Origin of the sequence: Streptomyces sp. NPDC093260 (assembly GCF_040683715.1) — a bacterium.
Lineage (GTDB): Bacteria > Actinomycetota > Actinomycetes > Streptomycetales > Streptomycetaceae > Streptomyces > Streptomyces sennicomposti.
The window spans coordinates 66010-79351 of sequence record NZ_JBFBEK010000033.1 but is presented as its reverse complement, the minus strand read 5'-3'; the positions used below and the strand labels follow the sequence as shown (position 1 = coordinate 79351).

Genomic DNA, 13342 nt, shown 5'->3' with positions numbered 1-13342 from the left:
CGCAGCTGTCCCGTCATCGGATTGACCGGCCATTCCGATGGCGTACAAAGTCGTACCGCCGGGTCGCTCCACCCTTTGGCACACCCCTAGACTGAATGTCCAGCACAGGCGGCTACACGCTCGAAAGGCGCCCCCGTGTCCATCGGCAACTCCCCTGAAGACGAGCGTCCGTTCGAAGACGTTTCCGAGGAAGCCCGCCCCTCCATCGGCCGTGTCCTGAAGGACGCGCGGCTCGCCGCCGGCCTGACCGTCGACGAGATCAGTACCGCCACCCGCGTCCGCATCGCCATCGTGCACGCCATCGAGGCCGACGACTTCGCCCCCTGCGGCGGTGACGTCTACGCCCGCGGACACATCCGGACCCTGGCCCGCGCCGTCCGTCTCGACCCCGCCCCGCTGCTCGCCCAGTACGCCGCCGAGCACGGCGGCCGGCCCGCGCCCACCCCGGCCGCCCCCCTCTTCGAGGCGGAACGTATCCGCCCCGAGCGGCGCGGCCCGAACTGGACCGCGGCCATGGTCGCCGCGATCGTCGTCGTGATCGGCTTCGTCGGCTTCACCGCCGTCAAGGGCGGGGGCGGCGACAGCTCCGACAAGACGCAGCTCGCCGAGGGCGCCACGGCGAGCACCGGTACCTCCGCCACGCCGGCCCCGAAGAAGCCCAAGCCCGCCGCCCCGAAGCCCGCCCCGTCCGACAGCGCCATCGCGGCCGCACCCCAGGACAAGGTGACCGTCCAGGTCAGCGCGCCCGACGGCCGCAGCTGGATCTCCGCCAAGGACCACAACGGCCGCATGCTCTTCGACGGCCTGCTGAACAAGGGCGAGTCCAAGACCTTCCAGGACAACACCAAGATCAACCTGATCCTCGGTGACGCCGGCGCCATCGAGCTGTACGTCAACGGCAAGAAGATCGAGGACCAGTTCCAGCCCGGCGCAGTGGAACGCCTCACGTACACCAAGGGTGACCCGCAGGTCGGATAGCCCGTGAGCAGGGGCCCGGCAGGACACGCGGACAAGGGGTTGGCCAAGATCGGCCAACCCCTTCGACGTGGGCCGTCGCGGAGACGAAGTAGTCTTGAGCCCATGCCTGAACGCCGCACCGTCGCACTCGTCACTCTCGGCTGCGCCCGTAACGAGGTGGACTCGGAGGAGCTCGCAGGCCGTTTGGAGGCGGACGGCTGGCAGCTCGTGGAGGACGCCGCGGACGCGGACGTCGCCGTGGTCAACACCTGCGGCTTCGTGGAAGCCGCCAAGAAGGACTCCGTCGACGCCCTCCTGGAGGCCAACGACCTCAAGGACCACGGCAGAACGCAGGCGGTCGTCGCCGTCGGCTGCATGGCCGAGCGGTACGGCAAGGAGCTGGCCGAGGCCCTGCCCGAGGCCGACGGGGTGCTCGGCTTCGACGACTACGCTGACATCTCCGACCGCCTCCAGACCATCCTCAGCGGCGGCATCCACGCCGCTCACACCCCGCGCGACCGCCGCAAGCTGCTGCCGATCAGCCCGGCCGAGCGCCAGGAGGCAGGCGCCGCCGTCGCCCTGCCCGGGCACGGCCCGGCCGACCTGCCCGAGGGTGTCGCCCCGGCCTCCGGACCGCGCGCGCCGCTGCGCCGCCGCCTGGACGGCTCCCCGGTCGCCTCCGTCAAGCTCGCCTCCGGCTGCGACCGGCGCTGCTCGTTCTGCGCCATCCCGTCCTTCCGCGGCTCCTTCATCTCCCGCCGTCCCAGTGACGTGCTGAACGAGACCCGCTGGCTGGCCGAGCAGGGCGTCAAGGAGATCATGCTGGTCTCCGAGAACAACACCTCCTACGGCAAGGACCTCGGCGACATCCGCCTGCTGGAGTCCCTGCTGCCCGAGCTGGCCGAGGTCGACGGCATCGAGCGGGTGCGGGTCAGCTACCTCCAGCCGGCCGAGATGCGCCCCGGCCTGATCGACGTGCTGACCTCGACCCCGAAGGTCGCCCCCTACTTCGACCTCTCCTTCCAGCACTCCGCGCCGGGCGTGCTGCGCGCCATGCGCCGCTTCGGCGACACCGACCGCTTCCTGGAGCTGCTCGACACCATCCGGAGCAAGGCGCCGCAGGCCGGCGTGCGCTCCAACTTCATCGTCGGCTTCCCCGGCGAGTCCGAGGCCGACCTCGCCGAGCTGGAGCGCTTCCTGAACGGCGCCCGGCTGGACGCCATCGGCGTCTTCGGTTACTCCGACGAGGAGGGCACCGAGGCCGCGACGTACCAGGACAAGCTGGACCAGGACGTCGTCGACGAGCGGCTGGCGCACATCTCGCGGCTGGCCGAGGAACTCGTCTCCCAGCGTGCCGAGGAGCGCCTGGGCGAGACGGTGCGGGTACTCGTGGAGTCCGTGGACGCCGAGGAGGGCGCTCTCGGCCGGGGCGAGCACCAGGCCCCGGAGACGGACGGCCAGGTACGGCTCAGCGACGCCGAGGGGCTGACCGTCGGCCGTATGGTCGACGCGAAGGTGGTCGGCACGGAGGGTGTCGACCTGGTGGCCGAGCCGCTGACGGGCGCGTTCGCGTGCAGTGAGGAGACGGCCAGATGACCGGAGTCCCGGCATCCGCGGCGGGTGGTTCCTCCGGCGCGCAGGGAGCGGCCGCGGGCCGCGCCGACGCGCGCGGCGCCACCGGCGCCCTGGAGACCCCCGGGACCACTGGTACCTCGGGGACCTTGGGCACCGCTCGTCTCGGCTCCGGTGATTCCGGCGCCTCCGGTGCCGCCTCCCGCCCGGCGGGCGACGACGCCGCCCAGCAGGACGGGGGCCGGACCCCGCGCGGCGGGAAGATCACGGCCGCCGCCGTCAACCAGGCCAGCGTGTGGAACGTCGCCAATCTGCTGACGATGCTGCGGCTGCTCCTGGTGCCCGGCTTCGTCGCGCTGATGCTGGCCGACGGCGGCTACGACCCGGCGTGGCGTTCCTTCGCCTGGGCCGCCTTCGCCATCGCCATGATCACCGACCTGTTCGACGGTCATCTGGCGCGGACGTACAACCTCGTCACCGATTTCGGGAAGATCGCCGACCCGATCGCCGACAAGGCGATCATGGGTGCGGCGCTGATCTGTCTGTCCGGCCTCGGCGATCTGCCGTGGTGGGTGACCGGGGTGATCCTCGGCCGGGAACTGGGCATCACGCTGCTGCGTTTTCTGGTCATTCGCTACGGCGTCATCCCGGCCAGCCGTGGCGGCAAGCTGAAGACGCTCACCCAGGGCGTCGCCGTCGGGATGTACGTGCTGGCGCTGACGGGCTGGCTGGCCACCCTCCGGTTCTGGGTGATGGCCGCCGCCGTCGTGCTGACCGTGGTGACGGGGCTGGACTACGTACGGCAGGCCATCGTGCTGCGGCGGCGGGGAATCGCCGAGCGCCGCGCGGCGTTGGAGGAGTCGCGAGGGTGAGTTCGCCGGCCACCGAAGTGGTGCAACTACTCACGGTGAGGGGCGAGACGGTCGCCGTCGCCGAGTCGCTGACCGGTGGACTGGTCGCGGCCGAGATCACCTCGGTGCCTGGAGCTTCCAAGGTCTTCAGGGGCTCCGTCACCGCCTACGCCACGGAGCTGAAGCATCGGCTGCTCGGGGTGGACGCCACCCTGCTGGCGCAGCGCGGTGCGGTGGATCCGCAGGTCGCGGCCGAGATGGCGGCAGGTGTGAGGACGGCGCTCGGCGCCGACTGGGGCATCGCGACCACCGGTGTGGCGGGCCCGGACCCCCAGGACGGCAAGCCCGTCGGGACGGTTTTCGTGGCCGTGAGCGGTCCCGCGGGGGCCGGTTCCGGCGCCTCGTGCGACGGGAAAACGGCCGAGCTGTGGTTGAACGGAGACCGGGCGGAAATTCGTATGGAGAGTGTACGGAGCGTACTCGCACTGCTCCTGGAGCGGATTGCGGGCGAACAGACTGGGAATGAGCGGGCACAGGATACGGAACGGAACGGGGGGTTTTGATGTTTGCAGCCCTGAGTGAACACGACATCGCTCCCCGCACGGCCGCAGCGCGAGGCGGTACGGTGGGGCGTGAAGGATGCGGCTACGCGGTCCGAGGAGGGAGCCACCGATGATTCTGCTCCGTCGCCTGCTGGGTGACGTGCTGCGTCGGCAGCGCCAACGCCAGGGCCGTACTCTGCGCGAAGTCTCCTCGTCCGCCCGAGTCTCGCTCGGCTATCTCTCCGAGGTGGAGCGGGGGCAGAAGGAGGCTTCCTCCGAGCTGCTCTCCGCGATCTGCGACGCGCTGGACGTACGGATGTCCGAGCTGATGAGGGAAGTGAGCGACGAGCTCGCCCTCGCCGAGCTGGCCCAGTCTGCTGCGGCCACCGAGAGCGTGCCCACGCCGGTTCGCCCGATGCTGGGTTCCGTGTCGGTGACCGGTGTGCCACCGGAACGGGTGACCATCAAGGCGCCCGCCGAGGCGGTGGACGTGGTAGCGGCGTGACCTGTCGCACGCGCGTGCACTGACACCTACGTTCGTGAGGCCCCGGCCGGGGCTCTCCGGGAGATCCCGGGGGAGACCTGGCCGGGGTCTTCGTGCGTGTGCCGCGGGGCGCGGCCCCGTCCTGGGCGTCCGGAGCGTTTGCCGTGGGGGTGCCGTGCGGTGATGGTGGAGGCCGGGCCGCGGTGTGCTCGACCGGCGCTGACGCATGAGCGAGCGCCCCCGCGTACCCCGGTGCGCCCTCCTGCGTGCGTGGGCGGCGGTCTAGCGTCGGGCTGGAGGTGGGTGCGTGGGTGCGACGGCTGGGCCGGCAGTCCGCTGGTGCGCCGCCCTGGGGCTCGGCGCGGTGTGGTGGTGGGCGGTGCTGCGGCTGGTGTTCTCCAGGGACGCGGGCGTGCTCGAGGGGACCATCACGGCGGGCGGCTGGGGCGTGAGCGTACTGCCGGTGCACTGTGTGCCGAAGGAGGAGGGCAAGGCGGCGGGGAGGGCCGCGGGGCGTGCGGCGGCTGTTGTCGTCGGCGGTGGCGACGACGAGGTGGCCGCTGGGACGGCGGATGCGGAAGGCGTGACTGCGGGCGGCGTGGCTGCGCAGGGCGTGGCTGCCGAGGGGGACGCGGGAGCGGGCGGCGAGGCCGCGGCGGTGTGAGCCGCGGTGGTCCGGCGGCCGGTCGGTGTCACCTGTCCGTACGGCGGTAGCGGTCGCGCCATCTCTGGGGTGAGCCGGGCGGTGGGGCGGGTCCCTTCTGGCAGGCGGGACACCAGTAGGTGGGGCGCTCCTGGACGCCGTCGCCCTGGTCGGCCACCCGGACGGAGGTCCCGCAGCGCAGACAGGGGCGGGGCGCGCGGCCGTAGACGAACAGGTCCTGGCCGCGCAGGCCGGTGGTCCGGCGCACCACCCGGTCCCTGTTGGCCTCCAGCAGCTTCTTGGCGAGGACGGGCAGCTTGGCGGCGCGGTCGGCGGGCAGGGCGCCGACGGGCAGCCAGGGAGTCACTCCGAGCAGGAAGCACAGCTCGCTCTTGTAGACGTTGCCGATGCCGGCGAGATTGCGCTGGTCGAGCAGGGCCTCGCCGAGCTGCCGCGCGGGGTCGGCCAGGAGGTTGGCCAGGGCGAGGTCCGGGTCCCAGTCGGGGCCGAGCAGATCCGGGCCGAGATGGCTGACCGTCCGGTCCTCCTCGCTGGTGCGCAGCAGCTCCAGCACGGGGAGACGGTAGCCGACGGCGGCCCGTTCGGCGGTGGCCAGCACGATGCGGATCTGGTGGGCCGGCCCGCCCTTCCAGCGCTCGCCGTCGCCGTACACCTTCCAGGCGCCCTCCATCCGCAGATGCGTGTGCAGGGTCAGGCCACCCTCGACGCGCGTGAGCAGGTGCTTGCCGCGGGCGATCGTGTTCAGCACGGTGCGGCCGGAGAGGTCGACCGTGGCGTACTGCGGCACCCGGAAGTCGCTGCGGGTCAGCACCCGGCCGGCGAGCGCCTCGTGCAGCCGCCGGGCGGCCTGCCAGACCGTGTCACCTTCGGGCATGGCTCAAGGGTGACACGCGGCCGTGCCGCGGCGCTTCGGCCGCCTCCGCTGCCGCGGTGTCGATCAGGTGCGGGCCCGCTTCGGGGTGCGGGCTCGTTTCGGCGTACGGGTCCGCTTCGACGTAGGGGTCCACTTCGGTCATGTCCGGTCCGGTCAGGCCCGCAGGCGCAGTCCGCGCGGAGTGGCGATGAAACCCGCCCCTTCCAGCAGGGCGCCGATGGGGGAGGTCAGCGCGGCGGCGCCGTTGACGCGCTCCACGGTGACCGTGCCGAGGGAGCCCGCGCGTGCGGCCGTGGCGAGGGCCTCGGCGGCGGCTCTCAGGCGCGGGTCGGCGGTGGCCGAGCCGTCCGGGTCGGCCGGCCACGCCAGCAGCGTCTTCCCGCCGCGCTCCATGTAGAGCGTCAGCTCGCCGTCCACCAGCACCACCAGGGAGCCCGCCTTGCGGCCCGGCTTGTGCCCGGCGCCGGTCGGCGGTTCGGGCCAGGGCAGGGCCGCCCCGTAGGCGTTGGCCGGGTCGGCGGCGGCGAGGACGATCACCCGGGAGTCGGCCGCGCTGCCGCGTCCCCGCCGCTCTCCGTAGCCGGAGGTGCGGGGGCGGCCGGAGTCTCCGCCCCGCGGGCCGCCGTAGCCGGGGGCGCCGAAGTCCCGGGCCGGGGCACGGCCGCCCGGCGCGCCGCGGTCGGCGTCGAGCCAGTCGAAGTCGCCGTCGAGGTCCGCGCCGAATCCGTCGGGGAGCCCGAAACCGCTGGACGGTCCGGACCCGTCGGGCGGCGCGGACCCGCTGGACGGTCGGGAAGCGAGGGGCGGTCCGAAGCCGCTGTCCTGGTCGAAGCCGTTGCCCTGGCCGAGGGTGGGGGGCTGCTCGAAGGCGGCGGACGGCGGGGCGGCGGGCAGCGATCCGAAGGCGTCCTGCCCGCCGCCGCGTCCGAACTCCGTGCCGGACAGGCCCTCGCCCCGCTCGCGGGCGTTGGCCACCGCGCGGAGCCGGTCGACCGCGCCGTCCATCGCGAACTGGGCCGCCCCCAGCCCCTCCACCACATAGCCGCGCCGGGCCTGGCCGCTCTCCTCGAAGACGGACAGCACCCGGTACACCGCCGAGAAACCGCCCTCCACGCCCTCGGCGGACACCGCTCCCCGGGTGACCACACCGTGCCGGTCCAGGAGGGTGCGCGCCAGGGCGTGGGCGCGCACGGTGGCGTCGGTGTCGCGGCCGGGCAGCAGGGACCAGCGGCCCCCGACGGTCGGCGGCCCGGTGCGGGCGGCGGTACGGGCGGCGGCGGTCAGCGAGCCGTAGCGCCCGCGCGGCACGGCGCGCTTGGCGCGGTGCGCCGTGGACCCGGCGGTGCGGCCCGAGCCGAGCAGGGCCCGCATCGGGGCGAGCGTGTCGTTGGTGAGCCGGCCCGACCAGGCCAGGTCCCATAGGGCGTCGGCCAGCTGCGGGTCGGTCGCCTCCGGGTGGGTGGTCGCGCGGACCTGGTCGGCGATCTGACGGAAGAACAGTCCGTAGCCGCCCGACAGGGCGTCCAGCACCGACTGATGGAGCGGCGTCAGCTCCAGCGGGTGCGGTGGCGGCAGGAGCAGGGGGGCCGCGTCGGCGAGGTACAGGGAGACCCAGCCGTCCTTGCCGGGCAGCGCGCCCGCCCCCGCCCACACCACCTCGCCGGCCGCGGTGAGCTCGTCCAGCATCGCCGGGGTGTAGTTCGCCACGCGGGAGGGCAGGACCAGCTTCTCCAGCGCGGAGGCGGGTACCGAGGCTCCCTGCAACTGCTCGACCGCGCGCACCAGTCCGTCGACGCCCCGCAGGCCGTGGCCCTTGCCGATGTGCTGCCACTGCGGCAGGAACTGCGCCAGCGCGGCCGGCGGCACCGGCTCCAGCTCGTGCCGCAGCGCGGCCAGCGAACGCCGCCGCAGCCGCCGCAGGACCGCCGCGTCGCACCATTCCTGGCCGATGCCGGCCGGATGGAACTCGCCCTGGACGACCCGGCCCGCCCCGGCCAGCCGGTGCAGCGCCCCGTCGGTGACCGCGACGCCCAGGCCGAAGCGGGCGGCGGCCGTGGCCGAGATGAACGGGCCGTGGGTGCGGGCGTAGCGGGCGAGCAGATCGCCCAGCGGGTCCTTGACCGGCTCGGTGAACGCCTCGGGGACGCCGACCGGCAGCGCCGTGCCGAGCGCGTCGCGCAGCCGGCCCGCGTCCTCGATCGCCGCCCAGTGGTCGGTGCCGGCGATGCGGACCCGGATGGCGCGGCGGGCCCGGGCCAGCTCCTCGGCCCAGCCGGGTTCCGCGCCCCGCTCGGCCAGCTCCGCGTCGGTGAGCGGGCCGAGCAGCCGCAGGACGTCGGCGACGCCCTCGACGTCCTTGACTCGGCGGTCCTCGGTCAGCCACTGCAGCTCCCGCTCCAGCTCGGCCAGCACCTCGGCGTCCAGCAGCTCGCGCAGCTCCGCCTGCCCGAGCAGTTCGGCCAGCAGCCGGGAGTCCAGCGAGAGCGCCGCGGCCCGGCGCTCGGCGAGCGGGGAGTCGCCCTCGTACAGGAACTGCGCGACGTAGCCGAACAGGAGGGAGCGCGCGAAGGGGGACGGCTCCGGTGTGGTCACCTCGACCAGACGGACCTTGCGGGACTCGATGTCGCCCATCAGCTCGACCAGTCCGGGCACGTCGAAGACGTCCTGGAGGCACTCGCGGATCGCTTCCAGAACGATCGGGAACGAGCCGAACTCGCTGGCCACCTCCAGCAGCTGCGCGGCGCGCTGGCGCTGCTGCCACAGCGGGGTGCGCTTGCCCGGATTGCGGCGGGGCAGCAGCAGGGCGCGGGCGGCGCACTCACGGAAGCGGGCGGCGAACAGGGCCGAGCCGCCGACCTGGTCGGTGACGATCTGGTCGACCTCGCCCTTGTCGAAGGCGACGTCCGCCGCCCCTACCGGCGCCTGCCCGGCGTCGTACTGCGTGCCGGCCCGGACGGGCTCCTGGTCGAGGAGGTCCAGGCCCATGAGGTCGGCGTCCGGCAGCCGCAGCACGATGCCGTCGTCGGCGTGCATGACCTGCGCGTCCATGCCGTACCGCTCGGAGAGCCGGGCGCCGAGCGCCAGCGCCCACGGGGCGTGCACCTGCGCGCCGAAGGGCGAGTGGACGACGACCCGCCAGTCGCCCAGCTCGTCGCGGAAGCGCTCAACGACGATCGTCCGGTCGTCGGGCACATGGCCGCAGGCCTCGCGCTGCTCCGCCAGGTAGGACAGGACGTTGTCGGCGGCCCACGCGTCCAGGCCGGCCGTCAGCAGCCTGAGGCGGGCGTCCTCCTGGGACAGGGAGCCGACCTCGCGCAGGAACGCGCCCACCGCGCGGCCCAGTTCCAGCGGGCGGCCGAGCTGGTCGCCCTTCCAGAACGGCAGCCGCCCCGGCACGCCCGGCGCGGGCGAGACCAGGACCCGGTCGCGGGTGATGTCCTCGATGCGCCAGGAGCTGGTGCCCAGCGTGAAGACGTCGCCGACCCGGGACTCGTAGACCATCTCCTCGTCCAGCTCGCCGACCCGGCCGCCGCCCTTCTTGGGGTCGCTGCCGGCGAGGAAGACCCCGAACAGGCCCCGGTCCGGGATCGTGCCCCCGGAGGTGACGGCGAGGCGCTGCGCGCCGGGGCGCCCGGTGACCGTGCCCGCCACGCGGTCCCACACCACGCGCGGGCGCAGCTCGGCGAACGCGTCGGACGGATAGCGGCCGGCGAGCATGTCCAGCACGGCCGTGAACGCCGACTCGGGCAGCGACGCGAACGGCGCCGCCCGGCGGACCGTGGCGAGCAGGTCGTCCACCTGCCAGGTGTCCAGTGCCGTCATCGCCACGAGCTGCTGAGCGAGGACGTCCAGCGGATTGGCGGGCACCCTCAGCGACTCGATGGCTCCCGAGCGCATCCGTTCGGTGACCACCGCGGCCTGGACCAGGTCGCCGCGGTACTTGGGGAAGACGACGCCGGTGGAGACCGCGCCGACCTGGTGCCCGGCCCGGCCCACCCGCTGGAGGCCGGAGGCCACGGACGGCGGCGACTCCACCTGCACCACGAGGTCGACGGCGCCCATGTCGATGCCCAGCTCCAGGCTGGAGGTGGCCACCACCGCCGGCAGACGGCCCGCCTTCAGATCCTCCTCGACCAGGGCGCGCTGCTCCTTGGAGACCGAGCCGTGGTGCGCGCGGGCGATGACGGCGGGCGCGCCGTGCGCCGCGCCCGAACCGCCCATCAGCTCGGCCGGGGAGTGGTGCTCGTCCAGGGACTCGCCGGTGGCCCGCTCGTAGGCGATCTCGTTGAGCCGGTTGCACAGGCGCTCGGCCAGGCGGCGCGAGTTGGCGAACACGATGGTGGAGCGGTGCGCCTGGACGAGGTCGGTGATCCGCTCCTCGACGTGCGGCCAGATCGAGGGCCGTTCCGCGCCGTCACCGCCGTCGGACGCCGGGGAGCCGCCCAGCTCGCCGAGGTCCTCGACCGGGACGACGACCGACAGGTCGAACTCCTTGCCGGACTCCGGCTGGACGATCTCCACCTTGCGGCGCGGCGACAGGTAGCGGGCGATCTCGTCGACCGGGCGCACCGTCGCGGACAGGCCGATGCGGCGGGCCGGCCTTGGCAGCAGCTCGTCCAGGCGCTCCAGGGACAGCGCGAGATGCGCGCCGCGCTTGGTGCCCGCGACCGCGTGGACCTCGTCCAGGATCACCGTCTCGACGCCGGCCAGCGCGTCGCGTGTGGCGGACGTCAGCATCAGGAACAGCGACTCGGGGGTGGTGATCAGGATGTCCGGCGGACGCGTGGCGAGGGCGCGGCGCTCGGCGGCCGGGGTGTCGCCGGAGCGGATGCCGACCTTCACCTCCGGCTCGGGCAGCCCGAGCCGCACCGACTCCTGCCGGATGCCGGTGAGCGGACTGCGCAGGTTGCGCTCCACGTCGACGGCGAGGGCCTTGAGCGGGGAGACGTACAGCACCCGGCAGCGCTTCTTCGGGTCGGCCGGGGGCGGCGTGGAGGCGAGCTGGTCGAGGGCCGCGAGGAAGGCGGCCAGCGTCTTGCCGGAGCCGGTCGGGGCGACCACCAGCACGTCCGAGCCCTCGCCGATCGCCCGCCACGCCCCTGCCTGGGCCGCGGTGGGCGCGGAGAAGGCCCCCGTGAACCAGCCGCGGGTCGCGGGGGAGAAGCCGCCGAGGGCGGGGTGCGGATCGCCTGCCATGCGTTCCATCCTGCACCCGGCCACTGACAAACGCGCTGACCTGCGCCTTCGCCCGCGCCGACCGGGCGGCGGTACGGCCTGCCCCGCGAGTGCGCGGCGGTGCGGTGCGGCCGGGCGGCGAGACGACCGGGCCGGATGGCGGCGGACAATGGGGCCATGGCGGTGACCGGCGAGGAGAAGGCACGGCACTGGCGGTACGAGGAACTGCCCGGTGTGGACCTGCTGCGCGCCCGGTACGTCCGCAAGGAGTTCGTGCGCCACACCCACGAGCACTTCGTGATCGCGGCCATCGCCGAGGGCGTCGAGGTGTTCCACCACGGCGGGGGCGACGTGTCCGCCGGCCCGGGGGCGCTCGCGCTGGTCAACCCGGACACCCCGCACACGGGCCGGGCCGGCGTGCCCGAGGGCTGGCGGTACGGCGCGGTGTACCCGGCACCCGGACTGGTGGCCGAGATAGCGGCCGAGACCACCTCGCTCCGCGGGACGCCCGGCTTCGTCGCCCCGGTCCTGGACGATCCCCGGGCCGCCGCCCTGGTGCACCAGGTGCTCCGGGCCGTGGACGAGGGCAACGCGCTGGCCGCCGACACCCTGCTGCGGGTCGCCGTGACCCGGCTGCTGCACCTGAACGGCGGGCCCCTGCCGCGGCGCGAGGTGCGCACGGCCGGAACCCGGATCGCGGCACGCGCGCGTGCCGTCCTGGAGGAGCGCCTGGCCGGACCGCCGACCCTGGAACGGCTCGCCGCCGACCTCGGCGTCAGCCCGTTCGCCCTGCTGCGCGCCTTCCGCAACGCCTACGGGATGCCCCCGCACAGCTGGCTGACCGACGCCCGGGTGCGCCGGGCCCGCCGACTCCTGGACGCGGGCGCCGCCCCGGCGGCGGTCGCCGCGGCCGTCGGCTTCACCGACCAGTCCCATCTGAGCCGCCACTTCTCCCGCATCGTGGGCGTGCCTCCAGGCGCCTACCAGCGCGAGCGCAAGAACGTACAAGACGATCGGCCGGGCCTTCTCCTACCGTCCGGAACGTGGCAGAAGACACAGCTCTCGCAGACATACGATCCGACGGACCGGGAAGAGCCGACGACGGCAAACCGGACGCCGCCGTCGTCCGGGACGCCCTAGGGGTAGGCGTCGCCGTAGGACTGTCCGGGTTCGCCTTCGGGGTGACCTCGGCGGGCAGCGGGCTCACCCTGCTCCAGACCTGCGCGCTCAGCCTCCTGGTCTTCACGGGGGCGTCCCAGTTCGCGCTGGTGGGAGCGCTCGCGGCGGGCGGCAACCCGTTCACGGCCGCCGCGGGGGCCTTCTTCCTCGGGGTGCGCAACGCCTTCTACGGACTGCGTCTGTCGCAGCTGCTGGCCCTCCCGCGCGCGGTGCGGCCGTTCGCCGCCCAATGGGTCATCGACGAGACCACGGCGGTGACCCTGGCCCAGCCCACCCGGCGCGGCGCGCGGATCGGCTTCACCGTCACCGGGGCCAGCCTGTACGTGCTGTGGAACCTCACCACGTTCCTCGGCGCGCTGGGCGCCAAGGCGCTCGGGGACACCGACGCGTGGGGGCTGGACGCGGCCGGGCCCGCCGTGTTCCTGGCCCTGCTCGCCCCGATGCTGAAGACCGCCACCGAGCGCGCCGTCGCCCTGCTTGCCGTCCTCCTCGGGCTCGGGCTGCTGCCCGTGCTGCCGGCCGGGGTGCCGGTCCTGGCGGCGGCGCTCGCCGCACCGGCCGTGCTGTACCTGACCGGACGCCGCGCGGCACGCGCGCGGGACGACGGACGAGAACCACGCGCGCGGGACGGCGCACAAGAGGCACGAGAGGCTCGAGACGTACGAGAGGAAGACCGGTGAACGTCTGGATCGCGGTCGCCGTGACCGCCGTCGGCTGCTATGCCGTCAAGCTCGCCGGACTGCTCGTCCCGGCGGGCGTCCTGGAACGCCCGCTGGTGCGGCGGCTCGCCGCGCTGCTGCCCGTGGCGCTGCTCGCCGCCCTCACCGCCCAGCAGACGTTCGCCGACGGGCACACGCTCGTCCTGGACGCGCGGGCGGCAGGGCTCGGCGCCGCCGCGGTCGCGCTGGTGCTGCGGGCGCCGTTCCTGCTCGTCGTCGCGGCCGCCGTCGTGGTCACGGCGGGAGTGCGGGCGATGGGCGGCTGAGGCGCGGCGGACAAGGGCAGGAGCGAGCCGGACGACGGCAGGCCGCGGGCCGCCGCCGC

General features: G+C 74.1%; 11 protein-coding genes. 9 read left to right on the top strand and 2 right to left on the bottom strand.

From position 1 onward, the window contains the following. Nucleotides 1-135 precede the first annotated feature (135 nt). The 6 genes from AB0N63_RS31145 to AB0N63_RS31120 all read left to right on the top strand — a co-directional run bounded on the left by AB0N63_RS31145 (nt 136) and on the right by AB0N63_RS31120 (nt 5070). A complete protein-coding gene (locus AB0N63_RS31145) occupies nt 136-978 on the top strand; it encodes a helix-turn-helix domain-containing protein (RefSeq protein WP_365534241.1) in 843 nt (280 codons plus the stop codon). Between the two features lie 102 nt (nt 979-1080). Then, nucleotides 1081-2553 (top strand): 30S ribosomal protein S12 methylthiotransferase RimO, encoded by a 1473-nt coding sequence (gene rimO, locus AB0N63_RS31140; RefSeq protein ID WP_365534239.1) that lies wholly within the window; start codon nt 1081-1083, stop codon nt 2551-2553. Then, nucleotides 2550-3401 carry a CDP-diacylglycerol--glycerol-3-phosphate 3-phosphatidyltransferase gene (gene pgsA / locus AB0N63_RS31135; RefSeq protein ID WP_365534237.1) on the top strand — a complete coding sequence of 284 codons (852 nt, stop codon included), beginning with the start codon at nt 2550-2552 and terminating at the stop codon, nt 3399-3401. The genes rimO and pgsA overlap by 4 nt, the downstream gene beginning before the upstream one ends. Next, a complete protein-coding gene (locus AB0N63_RS31130; RefSeq protein WP_365534235.1) occupies nt 3398-3943 on the top strand; it encodes a CinA family protein in 546 nt (181 codons plus the stop codon). Before pgsA ends, AB0N63_RS31130 begins: the two co-directional genes overlap by 4 nt. Before the next feature lie 109 nt (nt 3944-4052). After that, nucleotides 4053-4427, top strand: a complete 375-nt coding sequence (locus AB0N63_RS31125; protein ID WP_019981938.1) for a helix-turn-helix transcriptional regulator — start codon at nt 4053-4055, stop codon at nt 4425-4427. Between the two features lie 286 nt (nt 4428-4713). After that, entirely contained in the window at nt 4714-5070 is a 357-nt protein-coding gene (locus AB0N63_RS31120; RefSeq protein ID WP_365534232.1) for a hypothetical protein, read from the top strand. Between the two features lie 28 nt (nt 5071-5098). Here AB0N63_RS31120 and AB0N63_RS31115 read toward each other — a convergent pair whose 3' ends face one another. Both AB0N63_RS31115 and AB0N63_RS31110 read right to left on the bottom strand, forming a co-directional pair. Continuing rightward, a complete protein-coding gene (locus AB0N63_RS31115; protein WP_365534229.1) occupies nt 5099-5944 on the bottom strand; it encodes a DNA-formamidopyrimidine glycosylase family protein in 846 nt (281 codons plus the stop codon). 153 nt (nt 5945-6097) lie between these two features. Further along, on the bottom strand, nt 6098-11140 hold the full coding sequence (locus tag AB0N63_RS31110; RefSeq protein WP_365534226.1) for an ATP-dependent helicase: 5043 nt from the start codon (nt 11138-11140) through the stop codon (nt 6098-6100). A gap of 156 nt (nt 11141-11296) precedes the next feature. Here AB0N63_RS31110 and AB0N63_RS31105 point away from each other — a divergent pair, with 156 nt between their 5' ends. The 3 genes from AB0N63_RS31105 to AB0N63_RS31095 are packed head-to-tail and all read left to right on the top strand — an operon-like array spanning nt 11297 to nt 13283. Further along, the gene (locus tag AB0N63_RS31105) at nt 11297-12259 is read left to right on the top strand and encodes an AraC family transcriptional regulator (RefSeq protein ID WP_365534223.1); all 963 of its coding nucleotides are present in this window, start codon (nt 11297-11299) and stop codon (nt 12257-12259) included. Further along, nucleotides 12163-12978: an AzlC family ABC transporter permease gene (locus tag AB0N63_RS31100; RefSeq protein ID WP_365534221.1), complete on the top strand. Its 816-nt coding sequence runs from the start codon at nt 12163-12165 to the stop codon at nt 12976-12978. Before AB0N63_RS31105 ends, AB0N63_RS31100 begins: the two co-directional genes overlap by 97 nt. Beyond that, on the top strand, nt 12975-13283 hold the full coding sequence (locus tag AB0N63_RS31095; protein WP_009191022.1) for an AzlD domain-containing protein: 309 nt from the start codon (nt 12975-12977) through the stop codon (nt 13281-13283). The genes AB0N63_RS31100 and AB0N63_RS31095 overlap by 4 nt, the downstream gene beginning before the upstream one ends. Nucleotides 13284-13342 lie beyond the last annotated feature (59 nt).